The organism is Acinetobacter sp. YH12021 (genome assembly GCF_013420145.1).
Lineage (GTDB): Bacteria > Pseudomonadota > Gammaproteobacteria > Pseudomonadales > Moraxellaceae > Acinetobacter > Acinetobacter towneri.
On record NZ_VOYT01000012.1, the window covers coordinates 22228 to 42720 of the forward strand.

The 20493-nt window shown below is 42.3% G+C and carries 19 protein-coding genes; 8 read left to right on the forward strand and 11 right to left on the reverse strand.

What is annotated here, in order from left to right:
• Positions 1-16 precede the first annotated feature (16 nt).
• The 3 genes from FTT91_RS10095 (at position 17) to FTT91_RS10105 (ending at position 4140) form a co-directional block, all read left to right on the forward strand.
• Positions 17-1345 carry a DUF445 domain-containing protein gene (locus FTT91_RS10095; RefSeq protein ID WP_180169349.1) on the forward strand — a complete coding sequence of 443 codons (1329 nt, stop codon included), beginning with the start codon at positions 17-19 and terminating at the stop codon, positions 1343-1345.
• Positions 1346-1503: 158 nt separating this feature from the next.
• Positions 1504-2658, forward strand: a complete 1155-nt coding sequence (locus tag FTT91_RS10100; RefSeq protein ID WP_180169350.1) for a methionine aminotransferase — start codon at positions 1504-1506, stop codon at positions 2656-2658.
• A 114-nt stretch (positions 2659-2772) separates the two neighbouring features.
• Positions 2773-4140 carry an MATE family efflux transporter gene (locus FTT91_RS10105; protein WP_180169351.1) on the forward strand — a complete coding sequence of 456 codons (1368 nt, stop codon included), beginning with the start codon at positions 2773-2775 and terminating at the stop codon, positions 4138-4140.
• 26 nt (positions 4141-4166) lie between these two features.
• On the opposite strand, the gene FTT91_RS10110 is transcribed toward FTT91_RS10105, so the two are convergent.
• Positions 4167-5006, reverse strand: coding sequence for an SDR family oxidoreductase (locus FTT91_RS10110; RefSeq protein WP_180169352.1), 840 nt, complete (start codon positions 5004-5006; stop codon positions 4167-4169).
• A gap of 213 nt (positions 5007-5219) precedes the next feature.
• On the opposite strand from FTT91_RS10110, the gene FTT91_RS10115 reads away from it, so the two are divergent.
• From FTT91_RS10115 to phoR, 3 genes are all read left to right on the forward strand, one after another.
• A complete protein-coding gene (locus FTT91_RS10115; protein WP_004974164.1) occupies positions 5220-5939 on the forward strand; it encodes a TetR/AcrR family transcriptional regulator in 720 nt (239 codons plus the stop codon).
• 118 nt (positions 5940-6057) lie between these two features.
• Positions 6058-6768, forward strand: a complete 711-nt coding sequence (phoB, locus tag FTT91_RS10120) for a phosphate regulon transcriptional regulator PhoB (protein WP_004974162.1) — start codon at positions 6058-6060, stop codon at positions 6766-6768.
• 9 nt (positions 6769-6777) lie between these two features.
• Entirely contained in the window at positions 6778-8136 is a 1359-nt protein-coding gene (gene phoR / locus FTT91_RS10125; RefSeq protein ID WP_104852743.1) for a phosphate regulon sensor histidine kinase PhoR, read from the forward strand.
• Positions 8137-8182: 46 nt separating this feature from the next.
• On the opposite strand, the gene FTT91_RS10130 is transcribed toward phoR, so the two are convergent.
• The 4 genes from FTT91_RS10130 to pncB all read right to left on the reverse strand — a co-directional run bounded on the left by FTT91_RS10130 (position 8183) and on the right by pncB (position 12259).
• On the reverse strand, positions 8183-9109 hold the full coding sequence (locus FTT91_RS10130; RefSeq protein WP_158660398.1) for a LemA family protein: 927 nt from the start codon (positions 9107-9109) through the stop codon (positions 8183-8185).
• 89 nt (positions 9110-9198) lie between these two features.
• Entirely contained in the window at positions 9199-10050 is an 852-nt protein-coding gene (gene asd / locus FTT91_RS10135; protein ID WP_104852745.1) for an archaetidylserine decarboxylase, read from the reverse strand.
• Positions 10047-10889: a sulfurtransferase gene (locus FTT91_RS10140; protein WP_180169353.1), complete on the reverse strand. Its 843-nt coding sequence runs from the start codon at positions 10887-10889 to the stop codon at positions 10047-10049. The genes asd and FTT91_RS10140 overlap by 4 nt, the downstream gene beginning before the upstream one ends.
• A 164-nt stretch (positions 10890-11053) precedes the next feature.
• Positions 11054-12259, reverse strand: coding sequence for a nicotinate phosphoribosyltransferase (gene pncB / locus FTT91_RS10145; protein ID WP_180169354.1), 1206 nt, complete (start codon positions 12257-12259; stop codon positions 11054-11056).
• Between the two features lie 233 nt (positions 12260-12492).
• On the opposite strand from pncB, the gene dtd reads away from it, so the two are divergent.
• Positions 12493-12933 carry a D-aminoacyl-tRNA deacylase gene (gene dtd, locus FTT91_RS10150; protein ID WP_004974142.1) on the forward strand — a complete coding sequence of 147 codons (441 nt, stop codon included), beginning with the start codon at positions 12493-12495 and terminating at the stop codon, positions 12931-12933.
• 62 nt (positions 12934-12995) lie between these two features.
• Here the strand turns inward: dtd and FTT91_RS10155 are convergent, their stop codons facing one another.
• From FTT91_RS10155 to serB, 3 genes are all read right to left on the reverse strand, one after another.
• Positions 12996-13475 carry a hypothetical protein gene (locus tag FTT91_RS10155; RefSeq protein ID WP_004974140.1) on the reverse strand — a complete coding sequence of 160 codons (480 nt, stop codon included), beginning with the start codon at positions 13473-13475 and terminating at the stop codon, positions 12996-12998.
• 209 nt (positions 13476-13684) lie between these two features.
• A complete protein-coding gene (gene aciT, locus FTT91_RS10160; RefSeq protein ID WP_180169355.1) occupies positions 13685-14020 on the reverse strand; it encodes a ciprofloxacin tolerance protein AciT in 336 nt (111 codons plus the stop codon).
• A gap of 401 nt (positions 14021-14421) precedes the next feature.
• Positions 14422-15642: a phosphoserine phosphatase SerB gene (serB, locus tag FTT91_RS10165; protein WP_004974136.1), complete on the reverse strand. Its 1221-nt coding sequence runs from the start codon at positions 15640-15642 to the stop codon at positions 14422-14424.
• 78 nt (positions 15643-15720) lie between these two features.
• Between serB and FTT91_RS10170 the strand changes: the two genes are divergently transcribed.
• Positions 15721-16980, forward strand: coding sequence for a hypothetical protein (locus FTT91_RS10170; protein ID WP_180169356.1), 1260 nt, complete (start codon positions 15721-15723; stop codon positions 16978-16980).
• A gap of 106 nt (positions 16981-17086) precedes the next feature.
• Here FTT91_RS10170 and ppk1 read toward each other — a convergent pair whose 3' ends face one another.
• The 3 genes from ppk1 to FTT91_RS10185 form a co-directional block, all read right to left on the reverse strand.
• A complete protein-coding gene (gene ppk1, locus FTT91_RS10175; RefSeq protein WP_131261229.1) occupies positions 17087-19150 on the reverse strand; it encodes a polyphosphate kinase 1 in 2064 nt (687 codons plus the stop codon).
• A 231-nt stretch (positions 19151-19381) separates the two neighbouring features.
• Complete coding sequence (gene pncA, locus FTT91_RS10180; protein ID WP_104852749.1) at positions 19382-20008, reverse strand: bifunctional nicotinamidase/pyrazinamidase; 627 nt, start codon at positions 20006-20008, stop codon at positions 19382-19384.
• A gap of 47 nt (positions 20009-20055) precedes the next feature.
• The gene (locus FTT91_RS10185) at positions 20056-20457 is read right to left on the reverse strand and encodes a hypothetical protein (RefSeq protein ID WP_131261230.1); all 402 of its coding nucleotides are present in this window, start codon (positions 20455-20457) and stop codon (positions 20056-20058) included.
• Between the last annotated feature and the right edge of the window lie 36 nt (positions 20458-20493).

Here is a 20493-nt window from a genome sequence, read left to right on the forward strand (position 1 = left end):
AGATAAGGATGCCTGCATGAATACAGCGTCTGACCACACTTTAGCGAGCAGCTCGCAGCATAGCTCTCCGAGCCTGCAACGCAGTAAACGCTTTGCCACCATTGCTTTAGTGATTGCCGTGCTGGCATGGCTGGCATTAATGCTGACCGCAAAATTACTGCCTGAATATACGTGGTTGATTCACATACTAATGCTGTCTGCCGAAGCAGGCGTGGTCGGTGGTCTGGCAGACTGGTATGCGATTACGGTGCTGTTTCGCAATCCTTTTGGCAAAATGCCAATTCCTAAATTCTTACGTGATCACACCGAAATTATTCCACGCAACAAAGACCGTATTGCCGAGTCGATGGGGCGTTTCGTACAGGAAAACTTTTTATCGCCCCAAGTGGTACAAAAAAGCCTGCACAGCACTGACTTATCTTTATCCGTGGGAAAATGGTTGGCGAATCCACAAAATAATGCGCAAGTGACCCAAGTCATTCAGCAGACTGTACCGAAAATTTTTGAATTTGTCGGGCAAGAACAAATTGGGCGCTTTATTCAAAGCAACAGTGTGCAATGGGTTCGCAACACGCAGGTCAACCATTTGGCCAGTGAAATGCTGCGTGCGGTTTTGGAAAATGACTTTCATCAGGATGTGCTGCAACGCGGTTTAGACCTTGCCCATGACTGGATGCTGAAACATCCTGAAAAAAGCCGTGAATTGACCCGTCAATTGTTTAAAGAGCTTGGCGTGTGGAAACTGGCCAAAGGTGCGAGCTGGATTGGAATTGATGTGCAGCAACGCACCATAGATTCTTTACTGCAACGGGTCGAATCTATGTTGGCAGACCCTGAACACCCTTGGCGACAAAAAATTGAAGAGGCTGGGCAACAACTGATGTTACAACTGGCAGATAACAACAGCAGTGCCAGTCTACGTCTAAATGACACTAAAAATGCCCTATTAGACAGTCCACAAGTCTTGAATTTTATCAGTGGTGCAGTGGTGATTCTCTGCAATGCGATTAAGGAAGATTTACAAAAACCTGATTCGGGAATTGCACAAAACCTGCGTGTTGTTATTCAGCAAGTCGGTGAAAATATCATTGCCAATACCGCAGTACGTCAATTACTGAATGAAAAAATGAGTACGATTGCGGTGAACTTGTCAGATCAATATAGTGAAAAAGTAATTCGCTTTATTAGTGAGCGCATTCATGAATGGGACTCGCGCGAAATGATTGGCAAAATTGAAAACGAAGTCGGTGGTGATTTACACATGATTCGGGTCAATGGTGTAGTGGTAGGTGCATTTATTGGTCTGGGATTGGGGATTATTCGGGCATTGGTGGAGTTGATTTGAGATGAATTTTTTTTGATAAGTCGATCTTGAGGTGTTCAATCAAAAATAACGCCTCGAACGATCTATTCAAACCACATCATCACCCTTTACCCCATTTGCATTCCCCCCTGAAAACGCTACGATGTAAAACAAGCTGCTGCCACAACCAGAACCCCACTATGCTAGATATTCACGCGAAACTGCCTGCTCAAGGTCTGAGTATTTTTAGTACCATGTCTAACTTGGCACAACAACTGAATGCCTTAAATTTATCGCAGGGTTTTCCCGACTTTCCCCCACCTGCAGCATTACTGGATGCTTTAAGCCAAGCCACACACGCAGGCTTCAATCAATATCCTTCGGGCGATGGTTACTTGCCACTACGCGAACAACTGGCACAGCAATTTTTACAGCGTGATCAGCTAATGCTTGACCCGATCAGTGAAATTACCATCACCCCAGGGGCAACACTGGCTATTTTTAGCATCATGCAAACCGTGCTGCAGGCAGGCGATGAAGTCATTATTTTTGATCCAAGTTATGACAGTTATGCACCCTGTGTAAAATTGTTGGGTGCAAAAGCCGTTCATATTCCGCTGCAGGCTCCACATTTTCAGGTGGACTGGAATATGGTCAAAGATGCGATTCATGCCAAAACCCGCATGATCATCATCAACACACCACATAACCCCACAGGCACAGTATGGTCAGCGCAAGATTGGCAGTATTTAATTGATGTTATTCAGGAACATAATATTGTGGTGCTGTCCGATGAAGTCTATGAACATTTGGTGTTTGATGCGCATCAACACCGCTCTGCACTGTCTTTTCCTGAGCTTAGGGAACGCAGTTTTGTCGTGGGTTCCTTTGGTAAAACTTTTCATGTCACAGGCTGGAAAACAGGCTACTGTGCGGCTGCACCTGCCTTAATGCAGCTCTTTCGCCAAGCCTATCAATTTATTAATTTCTGCGGAGTTAGCGCTGTGCAAGTGGCTTTGGCAAATTATATGCAGCAGCACCCTGAACATATTGCAGAACTGGCAAAGTTTTATCAGGACAAACGTGATTTGTTTAATCAAGGCATTGCCAATTCACGCTTTCAATTCAGCCCTGCACAAGGCACTTATTTTCAAAATTTAGATTACAGCAATATCCGTCCCGGCTTAAATGCTGTCGATATGTGCCATTTTCTAGCCGAGCAGCACGGCATTGTCGGTATTCCTGTGTCTGCATTTTATCAAACCCCACCCGATGATTTACGTTTAATCCGTTTCTGCTTTGCTAAAAAAACCGAAACCCTGTTGCGTGCAGGTGAAATTTTATCGGCAATTTAAGCGATGAAGCTCCACTGAAATGTCACTGAGTTACTGAAAAGCTAAGGCTTTTTATGACCAAATCATGCTAGGGTGAAATTTCAAACAACCGCATATTGAAGCGCAGGATTTGGCATGGCAAGACCTCAGGCACTGGTCGATCACCCTCAGCTTTGGAAAACCTTTTTGGTGTTTCTATTGCCACTGATTGCCACCAATATTTTGCAAAATCTTTCGGGCACCATTAACACGATTTTTGTCGGGCAAATGCTCGGTGTGGAAGCCATTGCTGCGGTGTCGGTATTTTTTCCCATTATTTTTTGCCTGATGGCCTTTGTGATTGGGCTTTCGGCAGGATCGACCGTGTTGGTCGGGCAAGCGTGGGGCGCACAAAATGTCGAAAAAGTGCGTTGTATTGTCGGTTCGACTTTATTTATGACCCTAATTGGCGGCAGTTTCATTGCCTGTTTGGGGGTGATTTTTGCCGAACAAATTTTAATATTATTAGGCACAGACCCTAAAGTGATGCATCTATCCCTGCCGTATGTGAAATGGATGTTGGCAGGCAGCCCACTGCTGTTTGTTTATATTATTTATACCTCTATTTTACGTGGAGTGGGCGATAGCCTTACGCCACTCATTGCCCTGAGTTTGACTAGTTTAATGGGATTGGTGATTACCCCCATCCTGATTGCAGGTTATTTTGGCTTTCCTCGCTTGGGCATTATTGCCCCTGCAATTGCCACCATTCTGGGCTATCTGGCTGTTTTAATTTTTTTGGTGATTTACCTGAATAAAAAGAATCATCCCTTAAAAATGGATGTGCATCTACTACGTCAAATTCGGCATCAACCCAATTTAAGCAAGGTGATTTTACGCTTAGGGATTCCCACAGGCTTACAAATGGTCACTACCTCTATGGCAGGTTTGGTGATTGTCGGTTTGGTCAATCGGCATGGTGCTGAGGCCACTGCCGCCTATGGCGCAGTTAATCAGGTGTTGAACTATATTCAATTTCCTGCGCTATCTATTGCAATTGCCGCTTCAATTTTTGCTGCACAAGCCATTGGTGCAGGCAAAGCCGAATTACTGGCTAAAGTGACCCGTACAGCCTTAGGCATGAATTTGCTGATTACAGGTATTTTAGTCACCTTGGGTTATTTATTTTCTAAATATCTGATGGCGTTGTTTATTACCGATCCTGCGGTGGTGGTACTGGGTCAGCAGCTCTTATTTATTGTGTTATGGGCCATTTTATTTTTTGGTGCCAGTGCAATTTTTGCCTCCATTATGCGCGCCAGTGGCACGGTCAATGTTCCAATGATCATCAATATTTTAGCGATTGTTTTAATTGAAGTACCGTGTGCTTATTTCTTCAGTCAGTGGTGGGGTTTGCAAGGAATTTGGTATGCCTATGCCTTGGCATTTGTGAGTCTGTGCATCGGTCAAGGTGCGTATTATCAATTTGTCTGGAAGAAAAAAACCATTCAGGTTTTGGTCTGAATGGTCTGTTATATTTGTAAGTTAGATTAACCGCGTTTCTTGCCCAACTTAGTCGCCCATGCGGTAACTTTCTGATAACCCGTTGGAACAATACGCTGGATTAAATCCAAAGTTTTGGCATCATTACCAATCAATAAACGGCGCTTGTCTTTTTGTACCGCTTCTAAAATTTGGCGCGCCGCTTCTTCAGGCGGGCAACGCAATAATTTATTAAAAGCACGTGCCGATTTTTCAGGATTCATGCCCAAAGTGCGCATGCTGTTGTTCATTTTAGCATTGTTGGCAATATTGGTACGAATCCCGCCTGGATGCACGCTCAACGCACTCACACCACAATTTTCCAAATCCAATTCCTGACGCAAAGACTCGGTAAAACCGCGCACCGCAAATTTGGTTGCGTTATAAGCCGACTGCGTTGGCTGTGCAGTTAAACCAAATAAACTGGAAATGTTAATGATATGACCATCTCCCGTTTGTTTGATTAAAGGCAAAAATTCTTTGGTGCCATAGACAACACCCCAGAAATTAATACCAACAATCCACTCCAACTCTTCGTAACTTGCACCTTCTACGGTAGAACCCAACGCCACGCCTGCATTATTAAAAATCATATTCACCGAGCCGTGATCTTGTACAGTTTCAGCTGCCCATTCGCGCATTTGTTCTAATTTAGAAACATCCACCTTTTTAATGGTCACGCGCACATTACTGTCTTTGAGCAAATCCACTGTTTGCGCCAAACCTTGTTCATTCACATCACTGAGCGATAAATGACAGCCTTGCTTCGCCAATAGAACAGCCAATTGCTGCCCAATACCCGAGCCTGCGCCTGTAATTGCGGCAACTTTATTTTTAAAATTTTTCATGTGATTTCCTTGAGTATGTGGCGTGCACAGTTCAGACCTGCTTGTTGTTTTGTAGGGCTGTGCGATGCGCTGTGGTTTAAATATAATTTTGACAATAAGTATTGTCAATATAAGCCAGTACGAATATCGCAAATGAATCTGAAAACATAGGTTTAACAGATAATTATTGCTAGTATAAAGCCTAATTACGGTTCTTATTTGGCTTAACTGAACATGACAGAACAACTGCCCGTGACTGCAGAAACAGAAAAAACCACCCAGAAACAACAAAAAGAACGTCAGTTTAAAGGCTTGTCTTTAACTGAGCGCAAACAGGCGCGTCGTGAAAAACTGATTGAGGCAGGTATTCAAGCCTATGGCACGCATGGTTTTTTTGCCGTGACCGTAAAAGATATTTGTACCGAAGCCAAACTAACCGAGCGCTATTTCTACGAATCCTTTAAAAAAAGCGAAGAACTGTTTCAGACCATTTTTTTAAAATTGATTGATGAATTACAGCAAAATGTCATGCAAGCCATTATGCAAGCCTCGGCTGATCCTAAAAAAATGATTGATGCAGGACTGACTGCTTTACTGACCACGCTAAAAAATAACCCGCAAATGGCACGTATTATTTATATTGATGCCATGCTGGTGCAAGAACTACATAACCAAGCCACCATTCACGAAACTATGTCGCGTTTTGACCGCATGATTCAGGCCTTTGTCATGCTGATGATGCCGCATTTAGACCGCCCCAACCGAGAAATTTCACTGGTAGCGACAGGCTTAAATGGTTATGTCACCCAAATTGCGATTCGCTGGGTGATGAGCGATTTCAAACAATCCATGGAAGATGTCTTGTCTTCTTGCCGTATTGTATTTTTATCGTTATTACAGACCTTTTCGGAAAAAGAGCAAGCTTTTGTGAAAGATTCTTCGACATTGTCATAAATTATTGCAAAAATAGCCCATTCAACCCTTTCTGCAATGATACTGTCATAATTAATCTTTGTAATAAGCCTGTCATAAATAAAACGGTCCACCGTTAACATCTATAGGATATTGCGTTGTGAAAGATGACTACATTTTAATCGTCGATGACGAACTTCCAATTCGGGAGATGATCCATACCTCTTTAGATATGGCAGGCTTTCAGTGCTTACAAGCAGAAGATGCAAAACAAGCTCATCAGATGATTGTCGATCAACGTCCAGCGCTTATCTTGCTTGATTGGATGATGCCAGGCGGTGTCAGCGGTGTAGACTTGTGCCGTCGCCTAAAACGCGATGACAACCTTGCTGAAATTCCTGTGATTATGCTCACTGCACGTGGCGAAGAAGATCACAAAGTTCAAGGTTTAGATGCTGGCGCGGACGACTACATGACTAAGCCGTTCTCGACCCGTGAACTGGTGTCACGTATTAAAGCGGTCTTACGTCGTGCCAATGCCTTAAGCGGTGAAAAAACTATTGATGCCAACGGTTTAATTTTGGACCCAGTCAGCCAGCGTGTCAGTTTTGGTGACAATATTTTAGAAATGGGCCCAACCGAATATCGTCTATTGGCGTTCTTTATGACGCACCCAGAGCGCGCTTACACCCGAGCGCAATTGCTTGACCAAGTCTGGGGCGGCAATGTATATATTGAAGACCGAACTATTGATGTGCATATTCGTCGTTTACGTAAAGTTTTAGAACCGTATGGCGTAGACCGTTTTGTACAAACGGTACGTGGTACAGGCTATCGCTTCTCGACACGTGCGGATGTTGCTTTAGGCTAAAATTATTTTATGTACGAACCTTACCCAGTCCCTGAACTCGCCCGTGACCTCAAACAAGTTCGTTACAGCAGTTTATGGACTTTTGCCAAACAAGATTTTCGTTTATTGGCCTTTTTCCTAATTATTGCAAGCTTGATTGGTTTTGGGATTGGGTATTTTTGGATTTGTATTAGCCTCGCCTTTTTGCTGTTTTTTCTTCAGCAAATGCGCTCCCTCTATTTAGTTAATGATTGGATTTCCAATCGTCCTTATGATGTGCCGCCAAATCTGCATGGTATTTGGGGTGCATTACTGTTCAATGTTTATCGCTCACAACGTCAGGAACGTATCGTTCAGGCCGAAATGGTCGGGTTGATTGATCGCGCCCAGTCTTCATTGGTGGCGTTGGATGAAGCCGTGATGCTGATTGATGAAAATCATCAAATTGAATGGTGGAACCCTGCTGCTGAAAAGCTATTGGGTATTCAGCCTTTAGACCGTGGACGCAACATCCTCACTATTTTGCGCCAACCTAGTTTTATTGAATATTTTAATCATATTGATCAAGCACCTGACGGTTTAAAAATGAAATCTAGCGTGCATGAAGGGCAATATGTGCAAGTCAAAATGACTCAGTTTGGTGGTGATAGCCGTTTGTTATTTGCTTACGACATGACCCGTATGCATAACCTAGAACAAATGCGTAAAGACTTTGTCGATAATATTTCACACGAATTACGCACTCCGCTAACGGTGCTGAGTGGTTATATCGAAACCTTTACCGATCAGGATGATATTAACCCGCGTTGGAAACGTGCTTTTGAGCAAATGCAGTCACAAACCCGACGCATGAATGCTTTAGTGAATGACCTTCTGCTATTGTCACGTCTGGAAAATGAAAAAACCATCGCCAAAAATCAAATCATTGAAATGCCAAGTTTAATGAATCAATTATTTGACGATGCACATGCCTATAACGTCGATTATGGACATACACTCAACTTAAATATTGACAGTCATTATGATCTGATTGGTTCAGATGTAGAATTGGCCAGCGCCTTTAGCAACCTAATCACCAATGCAATTAAATACACCCCAAAAGGCGGGACGATTACCATTGGCTGGCATGATAATGGCAATCAAGGCTATTTTACTGTAGAAGATACTGGCATCGGGATTGATCCGAAACACTTACCACGCTTAACTGAACGCTTTTATCGTGTAGACAGCGCGCGTAGCCGACAAACAGGCGGCACAGGTTTAGGTTTAGCAATTGTGAAGCACGTTTTGATGCAGCATAATGCACACTTAGAAGTCGAATCTAAAGAAAATCAAGGCTCTATATTCAAAGCTGTGTTCCCGAAAGAGCGTTTGTATTACGAGATTTAATAGGAAAACTCTCCCCTCTTATAATAGAAGGGAGAGTCTATTTAAGTTAAATATCACGTTGTTGTAATTGCAGTGTTGGTTGTGTATGAAGCGTAGTCCATTCTTCAAAGCTCATCCACTGTTCTGTCCCGACTTCTGATAAACGGACTTGTTCAACCCAATTTGGATCTTCAGCCAACATAATAATTTCTTCTATTTTTACAGGACCTTTTGGTGTCGAATCAGATAATAAATAGAAGAATTTAGTTGTACTTGGCTTCCCCATATAAACATTTGCTTTATCTACAATTCCTTGTACTTGTTCACTAGACGCAATTTTTTTGCTTGTATCTGCTGCTTTATCCAATACAACTTTAGAGGTTGAGGCTAAGGCTTTAGAACCATCTACAATATTATCTTTTGCTGATTTAAATAAAGCATTCAAACGCTCTCCATCATCCATTTTAAAATCTTTTAAAATAGTTTGTTCTGCATTTTCTATTGTTAAATCAAGATATGGTGCTTCAGAAAAACCCATCCCGTTAGCAACAAAAATCGTAGGGATAGATGAACGATGTGAGTTATAAGCTTTCACGCGAGCATTATATTCATTGCGCCATTGAGAAATTTCATGCTCACATTGCTCAATATTTGTAATTAAGCGATGGTATTGTTGGTCTGCCTTTAAATCAGGGTATCTCTCAGCCATACCCTGTAAGTTCGTTAACATCATATTACTATCTTGATAACTAGAATAGATAGCATTCATTCCTGTTTCTTTAACTACTGTTAAATGTGTCAATTGCTCACTTTCTTGATAACCTCGAACAACATCCATAAGCTGATTAATTAAATTAACTTTTTTACTAATTGAGACAGAAATATTGGATAAAGACTCTTTAATATCATGCGCCTTACGCTGCAGCGAATTATAAGAAGTAAGAACCAAATAAATAATCGCTGCAATTAAGGCAAGTAAAATCCATAACCACATAAATAAAACCCTCACTTTATAATGCATCTGCCTACAAAATAGGCAGATATTTAATATTGAGGGATAATTGTAACGTTATAAATTGAAAATTAAAGTAAAAAGCCTAACTTTTTCCCCATTTCCACCACAGAGTTGGCTTTGAATTCGGCATCCCACTGCATTTTATTTTCTTCAAACAAAACAATCGCGGTTGAACCCAAATAAAAACGTCCTAATTCTGCACCTTTTTCAAGGAATAATTGGTGCTGATTCAGCTCCAAACGCCCCGATGGTTTGACCTTGCCTGTCGCCACGGTTTCAATGCCCGCTACAATCATGGCACCCACTAAAACAACTGCCATACGCCCCAGTTCGGTATCAAACAAACACACCATGCGCTCATTGCGGGCAAATAAACCCGGAATATTTTCGGCTGTGGTTTGATTGACAGAAAACAACTCACCTGGCACATATAAAGTTTCGGTGAGTGTGCCTGCAAAAGGCATGTGTACACGGTGATAATCGCGCGGAGATAAATACACGGTTGCAAATTGACCATTTTTAAATGGTTCAGCCAATTGCGGGTCGGCAATTAAGTTTTCAACAGTAAATTGCTGACCTTTGGCCTGAAAAATTGCCCCATCTTCAATTTTACCCAACTGTGAAATCGCCCCATCTGCAGGCGATACAATGCTGTTCGGATTGCTGTCAATTTCCCGCACACCCTGCTTTAAAGAACGGGTAAAAAATTCATTAAAAGATTTATATTTCAAGGCATTGCTTTGTTCTGCCAAAGACATATCTATGCCGTATTGCGCCTTGAATGCAGTGATCACCGCATTTTTGAGCACAGGATGCTCACTGGCTGCAAGTTTACCCACAACACGTGATAATTGATGTTGTGGCACAACGCGTTGTGCCTGAATGAAAATTTGTTTTTTTAAACGTGATGTGAGGCTCAAGACGGCAACTCTCCAGTAATAACAGGACTGTCAGGGCGGTTGCCCCATTCACTCCACGCACCATCATAGGCCTGAATTTTCCAACCCAATAAACGCCCTAAAATGTAGGCCAAACCTGAACGGTGATGTGACTGACAATACACCACTACAGGTTCGTTTAAATTGAATCCGAGTTGTTCCAGACGCTGTCGTGTGCGTTCTAAGGGATGCAATTTTAAATGATTTTCACGATTAAGGGCAGTACTCCATTCAAAATGCAATGCCCCAGGAATGTGACCGCCGCGTCGTGCAGCCAAACGCAGCCCTGTATATTCATCTATGGTGCGGCAATCCCAAAGTTGCACCGACTGGTTTTGGCACTTTTCTAATAGCTCATCATATTGAATTCGATACTGATTTTGCTCGGCAACAGGAACAAGCATGCTGACGGGTGTTAGCGGTTCAACCTCAGAAGTAGTTGGAAAACCTGCTGCCAACCATGCGTGAATCCCACCATTTAGTAAACTGGTATTTTCAAAGCCTAAACAGTGTAAATTCCAAATCAGACGCCCTGCCCATGCGCCACCTTCATCGTCATAGGCGACCACATGATGTTCAGGAGAAATATTCAAATAATGAATTAAGTCTTGTAAAGCTTCATGTTCAGGCAATAAACCCGACGTATCTTCATCTTGACGTAGCAACATGCTCGGTTTGACCTGTAAGGCATGCGGAAGATGCAATTGCTCGTACACCGAATTGCGGCTCAAATCGACAATGCGCAATTTTTCATGCCCTAAATAGGGAACTAAATCTTCTGCTTCAATCAGCAGTCCAAAATTGAATGGAGATGTGCTCATTTTTATGCGGTTCAGTCTGTTTGGCAATCAACTTTAACTTAGTATAGGTCATTTTTGATGGCATGCTGTTTTTTTCATAACTTTCGCAGAATTTTAACAATCACATGCTTTAATCTAGAAAAAAAACCGAAGATTTTCTTCGGTTTCTGGAATGAGCTAAAATTTTAAACAGATGTTTTCACTTCAAAAACTTGGCGTAAATATGCAAGGAAAGTGTCATTATCGGTCATGGTTTTACCTGGACTATCAGACAATTTCGCCACCGACTGACCATTACATTCTACCAATTTCAACACAATATTCAGCGCAGTTTGCCCCATATCATTGGTTAAGTTGGTACCAATCCCAAAACTAACCTGAAAACGGTCTTTAAAATACTGATGCAAGGCCCATGCTTTTTCGACATTTAAGCCATCACTGAAGGTCAGCATTTTAGTTTTACTGTCAATTTTCAGCTTTTTATAATGGGCATAAGCTTTATCGCCCCATACATACGGGTCGCCACTGTCATGTCGTAAGCCATCAAACAACTTGGCAAAATATAAATCAAAGTCACGCAGGAAAGCATCCATTCCAACCACATCAGTCAAGGCAATGCCTAAATCCCCCCGATATTCCTGCACCCAAGTTTCTAGCGCAGCTTTTTGGAAGTCACGTAAACGCACATCTAGCGCCTGAAAAGCCTGTAAAAACTCATGTGCCATTGTTCCAATTGGGGTAATGCCTAATTCTTTAGCCAGAAATACATTACTGGTACCACGAAACACTTCAGGTACAGCTTGATGAAGGGCCGTAATCACATGTTTTTGCCATGCAAAACTATAACGGCGGCGTGTACCGAAATCTGAAACCAAAAATGGTGGATCTTCAGCTTGCTGTTGCTGTTGGTAACTTTGAATCAGGGCAATTTTTTGCTGTAAACGACGTTCACCTTCTGCCCAGACCTCATTATTGCGAATGCGCTGGAAATACAGTTCATTTACAATTGCCAAGACAAAAATCTCGAACATCATGGCCTGTACCATCGGACCTTCTATCCGAATATCCAAACGACCTTGCGCATCAATACTGGCTTGAATAAAACGACGCTTGAGTTGAAATAGTTCTAAATAATCGACAAAGTCACTTTTAATAAAGCGTAAATTACGCAAATACTGCAATTCATCTTCTTTAAATTTCAACTGACACAAATGGTCAAGCTGTGCGTTCAACTCAGCTAAAATATCGCTCAGTGGATACGCAGTATCTTCAAGGTTACGGCAGCGGAATTGATACACACTGTGCGTTTGCGGAAATTGATGCAGCACCACCTGTAACATGGTGAATTTATATAAATCAGTATCGAGCAGAGATTGAATAATGGGGCTCATAGGGGTCATCATTTCGCGGTACTTCTTGCATTAAAGCATACTTTATTCAGCAAAAAAGGGCATTTATCGACAATCTTGTTACAACTTTGCTGAAGTGTGGCCTTCCCAAGATATTTTATCTTTCTGCGGGCATTGCCGTTCTGATGCTTTCATGCTTGATGTTAATGCACGCCAAAGTGCCTGAGTTTGCTACAATCTGCAGCCATCCCCCACACTGAGAAAATTAGTCCCCCATGCGCGCATTATTACAACGAGTTCTTGAAGCCAAAGTCGTGGTCGATGGTGAAATCACTGGCGAGATTCAACAGGGTATTTTGGTATTTTTGGGCTTAGGCAAAGACGATAATTTTGAGAAAGGCAAAAAGCTGATTGATAAAATTTTAAAATATCGTTTTTTTGATGATGAACAAGGCAAAATGGGTTGGAATGTCAGTCAGGCCAATGGCAGTGTGTTATTGGTTTCACAATTTACCCTCATGGCACAGACTCAAAAAGGTTTACGTCCTGATTTTGGCCCTGCGATGCCCCCAAACGATGCCAAAGCGCTGTATGAACAATTGGTGGACTATGCCAAAAGTCAGTTTGACAGGGTGGAAACAGGTATTTTCTCTGCCGATATGAAAGTGCATTTGGTAAATGACGGGCCTGTGACTTTTTGTTTGGAAGTCGAGTAAATCACATATAAAAAAACCTCTGTCAAAAATTGATCAGAGGTTTTTGTTTGGGTCTGAGCAGCTTATTTACCCGTTTTTTGTTTAATAAACTGGCGTGCCATTTTAATTTTTTCTTTTACAGGTTTTGGTAGTTTAGGTGGAATCAATTTCGCTGCTTGGTTAAACCACACCAATAAGCCAAAATCACCTTCCATTTTAATGCTGCCATTTTGCATGCCTGTCATAAATGCAGTTGGATCACCTTTCATTAAGGTTTTTACGCCTTGCTCGCTGTCTGCAAACTGCAAAATAAAATCGGCTTTTTCTGCATCGCCTGCCACAGTGTCAATATGTCCATTGTTGACAATAATTTGACGCGCCATACCCAAGTCTGTGCCAATTTGAATACGGAACTGGCGTTCATGCACCAACTCAATAAATTTTGGACTGGTACGTGCCAGTTGTTTCATACGCAATGCCAAACCTGCCACGAGAAGGTCAAGTGGATCGGTGCTGACATCAACCAAAGGAAGTTTGACCACAGGAATTGCAGAAAGTTTCATGACAGTGAAGCCTATTGTAATTGTTGGATAATGAACAGACTCATCCTATCACAACTCCCGCTTTTTGCTGCAAGGCTTTGTATAACAATCTTTAGGAGGGTGTTAAAATTTTGTCGCTGTTTGGATGGCGCAAACTGCCGTACAGATAAAGCAAAAAAGATGCAAACCAGTTGCATCTTTTTAAAGTTTTTGAATTTAGTCTGTACGATTTAGCGGCTTGAGCACTGCTGCTGATCGTCTTCATAGACTGGGGTATGTTCGATATAGCGACGTTTTGCCAAAGCACGCTCTGCCCGACGGTCTTCTCGTAATAATAATAAAGTCACCAAAGTCATCGCCAAGCAAATTGCAGACAAGTAACTGTAGGTAATTGGCAGTTCAAATACGCTTTGCACACTGTAGCGCACCACTTCCAATAAACCCCAAAACACCATACCTGCCAACATAAAGTTTAACCAGCGACGATAAGGCGAAAAGAAAACAGCAATCAACGCAGCTGCGACGAGGCTTAAGCCTACAATGGTCGCTAAATTCGCTGTTAGCATAAAAACCTCCGTCTAAAGATGCAGCCTCTTTTTGAATTGGTCTGCGACTTCAAATACCGTTTAAATAAATAATGGATGTCGATTTAAATTCTATGTCTGCATTATGCTGCGTTTTCTAGATAAAAAAAGACTTGTATTTTTATAAAGCGACACACCTTGTCGCAATATTATATTGTCATTACATTTTTTAAATTTTGTAGTTTTCGGGAAGCTAAGCTAGCTCTTTATTCGCGTGTCATTACAAAAAAACACCTTATTTTTTTGCCTTAAAAAATATTTTTTTCATTCTGTGCTGTTGCGGTTTTTATCGACAGTTTTTGTTTACCGTTCATCGTTATCTGCTGATTATACAAACAAAAAACGCAGCATGACTGCTGCGTTTTTTTCATTGAATTGTCATATTAGGCACGGTTCAAGTCTTTGTCATGCACGCCCAATAAGTACAGCACACCATCTAAGCCCACGCTTGAAATGGCTTGATTGGCGTTTTGACGTACCAACGGTTTAGCACGGAACGCCACACCTAAACCTGCAATAGAAAGCATTGGTAAGTCGTTCGCACCATCACCCACCGCAATGGCTTGTTCCAAAGAAATCCCCATTTTGTCTGCCAGTTCACGTAGCAATAATGCCTTACGCGCACCATCCACAATGTGACCTTTTACTTCGCCTGTAACCATGCCATTTTCCACATCTAGAATGTTGGCATGCACTTCATCAATCCCCAATTTTTCCTGCAGATATTCTGCGAAATATTGGAAACCGCCCGACAAAATAGCGGTGCGATAACCCAAAGATTTCAGGGTTGAAATCAGGCGTTCAGCACCTTCGGTCACGGTCAGACGTTCGGCAATTTTAGGCAACACAGCAGCATCTAAACCTTTGAGCAATGCTACGCGCGCGCGGAAACTTTGCTGAAAATCCAGTTCACCCTGCATGGCACGTTCGGTAATGTCCGCCACCTGATCGCCCACACCTGCCTCAATCGCCAACTCATCAATCACTTCTTGTTCAATGAGCGTTGAGTCCATGTCAAAACACACCAAACGGCGGTTACGACGGTAGGCATTGTCTTCTTGTACCGCGACATCCACACTCAGTTCATTCGACAGGCTTAAACACGCAGCACGCATGGCAACTGCATCTAGCATTTGTCCACTTAATCCAAACTGAATGCAAGCACGTTTAGGTTCATCTTCGGCTACATTAAGCTGTGGGCGACCCGACAAACGGGTTACAGTTTCAATGTTAAAACCTTGGCTAGATACAATATGCGTGACCGCCTGTAAATGTGAGGCATTCAGCTCTGGTGCCAGTGCAGTCACGATATAACGGGTACGACCGCCTTCTTTGACCCATTGCTCATATTCAGTTGCAGAGATTGGTTTAAAACGCACAGTTAAGCCAATATCATGTGCTAAAATCAGAATCTCCTTCATGGCTAAAGCAGTTGCAGTCTGGTCTTCTGATGCAACAACAATACCTAAAGTCAGTTGATTATGAATAACAGCTTGGCCAACATCTAAGATTTGTAAGGAATGAGCGGACAATACCTGCATTAATCGAGTAAACTGATTAGGTTGGTCAGGTCCTAAAAATGATATAAGAATGATTTCTCGCATGAATTGACTCGGGTCTGAGCTACAACTATTGTGAGAATCATAATCTAAATTGAATATAAATGCCTTGGAAGTTTTACCTTGAATGCGCCTAGACAAGGGCTATTTGCTAGCCTATTGATTGTAAGTTTTGCTTTTCACACCTTTTTATTGGTGCTTGCAACAACACACCAATTAAATGAAAACCGCGCCAATCAGGGGCAGTTAATGACCAGCCAACTGGTCACAGACAGCCTTTCTGAGCTGGAACCTGCCAATACAGTATCACTGGCGTTATTGGTAAATCGTTATGCCACCAATCCAAGCATTGCTTCTATTCGTATTTTAGATGCGCAAAATCAGGTCTTGGCAACAGGTGGGCAGTCACGTACCCGTGAAGGTGAAGTCTTTGTCCGCGATGCAATCATCAATGAAAAGAAAGTCGGCAGCATTGAAATTACCTTAATTCAGCCAAGTATTGGTGAAATTCTGCGTACCCAATGGTTAGCGACACTTTTATCATTATTGGTTCATGGCTTGTTATGGTTGGCTTATCGCGCGATTGCCCGTCCAAGTCGTAGTGAATATTTAGCACGCATTAATAATGAATCTCGCCTTAAACACGAATTACAATTATTGACGCAAGCCCTTGAACAAGAAAAACATCAAACGGCTTTGGCACTTGCGCAGGCACAGCAACAGCCTAAACCTGTGATGTCGCCTAAAGCAAACAAAGCCATTGAGCAAAGCCAAGAGCAAAACAACATTGCGCTGAATATTCAGTTTTATGACCCGAAACAATTATTAGACACGGTCACGCAAAGTGTGTCTGTGCCTTATTTTAGCTTATGTCAGATTTTCCTGAACAAAAGCATTGAACTGTGCGTACAACACTACAAGTTAAACCGTTCCGACATTCAAACAGTACAACCATTCCATGAAGATGGCGCAACACTCAGTATTGCAGCCAATACACCAAATGCAGCAGCCTGTATGGCCATGATTGGCACGGTGTTCCAGTTATTGTCTGAAGTGCTGTATAAGCGTTATCGTGAAGAAAAGCGTTTTGTGTTGCAAACTCGCAGTGGTTTATCAACCGGAGTCGAAGCCATGCAGTTATCTGCAGTGCAGGCAGCAGAGCGTTTGGTGCATCAATTATCTGCTCGTGAAAATGCAGTGCATTTACCGAATGAATTACTAGATGAACTGTCTACGCATTATGAATTGGTGAGTATGCCAAATCCGACCAATGTGCTGATGCGCCATGCCTTTATGGTTAATGGCATGGACAGCCAATCGGCTGAGTTGGCGCAAAGCCTGCGAACTGAAATTCTAAAAGGCAAACATTCAAGAGCTTCTTAAAATAATCCATGAGATGCCTTAAAAGCATAAAAACCTGAGTATGCACACATACTCAGGTTTTTTATACTCACAGATGCTAGATCACATCCATTTACTGCAGCCCAATTTACACATTCAACTGCTTCTGCTCGACCAAATACATTTGCGCATTGTGTACAGCAGCCTGCCCCACCACAGCAGCTTTCTGCCATTCGCCATTGGCTTGTAGCTCCCACGCATTTTGATTGTCATGCAAATAACTCAGCAAGCCATCTTCTACAATACGCTGTTTAATTTTCTCATCCAAAATAGGGAAGCAAGTTTCCACCCGTGAAAATAAGTTGCGCCCCATCCAGTCTGCGCTGGCGCAGTACAATTTTTTTGCACCACCATGCTCAAAATAATACACGCGGGTATGCTCCAAAAAGCGTCCCACAATCGAACGGACATGAATACGCTCAGACATACCTTTCACTTTTGGAATCAAACAACAAATCGAGCGGATAATTAAATCGACCTGTACCCCTGCCTGCGAAGCACGGTACAAAGCCGTAATTAACTCAGGCTCAGTCAATGCATTGACTTTAATGATAATTCGGGCAGCTTTGCCTGCTTGTGCAAACCCGATTTCTTGTTCAATCAGTTTGAGCAATTCACTGTGCAAGGTAAATGGTGCATGCAGCAAGTTTTTTAATTTTGCCGATCTGCCCATGCCTGTGAGTTCCTGAAACACCCGATGCACATCTTCACAAATATCAGGATGTGTGGTCATCAAACCATAGTCGGTGTACATACGTGCATTGCCCGCATGATAGTTGCCTGTACCCAAATGTACATAGCGCACCAACTGATCTTGCTCACGACGCACAATCAAAATCATTTTGGCATGGGTTTTATAGCCGACAATGCCATACACCACCACTGCGCCTGCCTCTTGCAAGACGTTGGCGACCATAATGTTGGATTCTTCATCAAAACGTGCGCGTAGCTCGATCACGGCAGTGACTTCTTTGCCATTACGTGCGGCTTCTGCAAGTACCTGCACAATTTCAGAATCTGGGCCACTACGATACAGCGTTTGCTTAATCGCCAACACATTTGGGTCTTTCGCCGCTTCTTTGAGTAAATTAATCACCGGCTGAAAAGAGTCAAATGGGTGATGTAGCAACACATCCTGCTTTTTCAGAATCTCAAACATCGGTTTTTGCTTCCGAAATATTTTTGGAATCACAGGTGCAAAAGGTGGATATTTCAATTCAGGTCGGTCAAAACTACTGGTCAGACGCGACAGGTTAATCGGCCCGCTAATCCGATATAATTGCTGCTCATCTAAATCAAACTCTCTGAGCAAATAATCAATAATATCTTGCGGGCAATCATCTTCAATTTCTAAACGTACCGCACGCCCAAAACGACGTGACGATAATTCATCTTTTAAGGCAACTGCCAAATCATCGACATCTTCGGCCAAAATCAGGTCGGCATTGCGGGTCACTCGAAACGCATAGCAACCTGTGGCTTTCATGCCTGGGAACAGATCATTGATATGCTGCTGAATAATCGCAGTCAAGAAAATATGTTCAGTCGCACTACCTGCCACTTCTTTTGGCAAATTGATTAAACGTGGCAAAGAGCGTGGCGCAGGCACAATCGCCATTTCAATTTCACGTCCAAAAGCATCTTTGCCTTGTAAACTGACAATAAAGTTCAGACTTTTATTGACCAAACGCGGAAATGGATGCGATGGGTCTAGGCTAATTGGCGTTAAAACAGGCTGTACCTGACGGGCAAAATAATCGGCAATCCACGCTTTATGTTTATCCACAATGTCATGGTATTGAATAAAGTGAATCCCTAAACTTTGCAGCTGCGGCAAAATGGCATAATTTAAAGTGTCGTATTGCTGCTTCACCGCCTGATGCACTTTATCAGACAGTTCTACCAAGACCTGTTCAGTCGGAATGGCATCTGGGGTACGGGTAATGGCATTCAAATCGAGTTGCTTCATTAAACCTGCAACGCGAATTTCAAAAAACTCATCTAAATTACGTGAAAAAATAATTAAAAAATTGAGTCGCTCTAAAATAGGTAACTCTGGGTCTAAAGCTTGCGCCAAGACCCGACGGTTAAACTCAATTAAAGAGAGTTCACGATTAAAATAAGTATCAGATGAATGCTGAAAGTGTTCCATATCTTCTCTATGCTGTTTTTAAGACAGTCTGCTTATTTCGCCTCTGTGCAAGGCATGGTAGGTAGAGATTATGACAATCATGTTACACCCCAATCAATCGCAGAACATTTCGTCAAAATTGAGTATATGTAAAAAATTGATTTTTATTTATTTTATTTTACATTTAATCTATTTTTATAGAAAAAAGGAAGATTTCGCCCTTCCCTTTCGCGGCCAGTTCGTTATCTAGTTTTAGCCAAGTAAGTGCTGACTTTGTACTCGCTGTACTCCTTGTGCCAACATCTGTTGCCATGCTTGTTCTAAAGAGCCATTTAAATCAATCGCTTTGGTGGCATCTTCAATCACATAGGTGCTAAAACCCAACTCACAGGCATCTATTGCCGTCCACGCCACACAAAAGTCGGTGGCAATGCCCACAATATAAACCGTATCAATTTCACGGGCTTTTAAATAGGCCGCCAAGCCTGTGGTGGTTTTGCGGTCTGCTTCCATAAAGGCAGAATAACTGTCTATTTGCTCGTGAAAACCTTTGCGTATAATCAATTGTGCTGTAGGCAAATCTAGATCTGGGTGTAATTCAGCATCAGCTGTGCCTTGCACACAATGCACAGGCCACAACACTTGCTCGCCATAACTGAGCTGAATCTGCTCATAGTCCTGTTTGCCTGCATGGTTGGCAGCAAAGGACACATGCGTTGCAGGATGCCAGTCTTGGGTGATCACAATGTTCTGAAACACACGTCCCAACGCATTAATGCAGGGAATAATTTGATCGGCATTTGCAACCGCCAAATTACCTCCTGGACAAAAACCATTTTGCACATCAACCACAATCAAGGCATTATTCAGCTGCTGCATGCTGTTTCTTTCCCCATCTTAAACGCTACCCTCAGCATAGCTGAAATTTAAGTCTGAGTTGTATCGCTTTGATAAAAATAAAAAGAATCGTTTTCGGCACAATGTTGATAGTTCGGTAGCTGTAACAATAATTGCCGTACAAAACGTGGATAGATTTTGGCTTTGCGTGCAGTCGCGGCATGAAAATAAAAATAAGGCAGTGGATGCCGAGTTAAATAATTGACCAAATGCTGTCGGGTTAAACGCATCACCTGAAAGGCATCAATACCTGCGTTGACATCTTCATAAGTAGCTTGATCGGCAAATGCCAGCCACGCGTTTTGTTTTGGAGAAGTCCGTGTTGCTCGAAAATGGCGTTTCAGTTCTAAAATAAATTCATATTCAATCAGATACAGCGAAAACTGCTGTTGATCCAACTGAAATTCTGCAATCAATTTTTTCTGCTTCAAATGATACTCTTATATTTACTGTTTTTTAGGACTTAT

Coding starts and splice junctions, on each gene's coding strand:
- FTT91_RS10095 (WP_180169349.1), top strand. CDS start 17: ATGAATACAGCGTCTGACCACACTTTAGCGAGCAGCTCGCAGCATAGC.
- FTT91_RS10100 (WP_180169350.1), top strand. CDS start 1,504: ATGCTAGATATTCACGCGAAACTGCCTGCTCAAGGTCTGAGTATTTTT.
- FTT91_RS10105 (WP_180169351.1), top strand. CDS start 2,773: ATGGCAAGACCTCAGGCACTGGTCGATCACCCTCAGCTTTGGAAAACC.
- FTT91_RS10110 (WP_180169352.1), bottom strand. CDS start 5,006: ATGAAAAATTTTAAAAATAAAGTTGCCGCAATTACAGGCGCAGGCTCG.
- FTT91_RS10115 (WP_004974164.1), top strand. CDS start 5,220: ATGACAGAACAACTGCCCGTGACTGCAGAAACAGAAAAAACCACCCAG.
- phoR (WP_104852743.1), top strand. CDS start 6,778: ATGTACGAACCTTACCCAGTCCCTGAACTCGCCCGTGACCTCAAACAA.
- FTT91_RS10130 (WP_158660398.1), bottom strand. CDS start 9,109: ATGTGGTTATGGATTTTACTTGCCTTAATTGCAGCGATTATTTATTTG.
- FTT91_RS10140 (WP_180169353.1), bottom strand. CDS start 10,889: ATGAGCACATCTCCATTCAATTTTGGACTGCTGATTGAAGCAGAAGAT.
- pncB (WP_180169354.1), bottom strand. CDS start 12,259: ATGAGCCCCATTATTCAATCTCTGCTCGATACTGATTTATATAAATTC.
- dtd (WP_004974142.1), top strand. CDS start 12,493: ATGCGCGCATTATTACAACGAGTTCTTGAAGCCAAAGTCGTGGTCGAT.
- FTT91_RS10155 (WP_004974140.1), bottom strand. CDS start 13,475: ATGAAACTTTCTGCAATTCCTGTGGTCAAACTTCCTTTGGTTGATGTC.
- aciT (WP_180169355.1), bottom strand. CDS start 14,020: ATGCTAACAGCGAATTTAGCGACCATTGTAGGCTTAAGCCTCGTCGCA.
- serB (WP_004974136.1), bottom strand. CDS start 15,642: ATGCGAGAAATCATTCTTATATCATTTTTAGGACCTGACCAACCTAAT.
- ppk1 (WP_131261229.1), bottom strand. CDS start 19,150: ATGGAACACTTTCAGCATTCATCTGATACTTATTTTAATCGTGAACTC.
- pncA (WP_104852749.1), bottom strand. CDS start 20,008: ATGCAGCAGCTGAATAATGCCTTGATTGTGGTTGATGTGCAAAATGGT.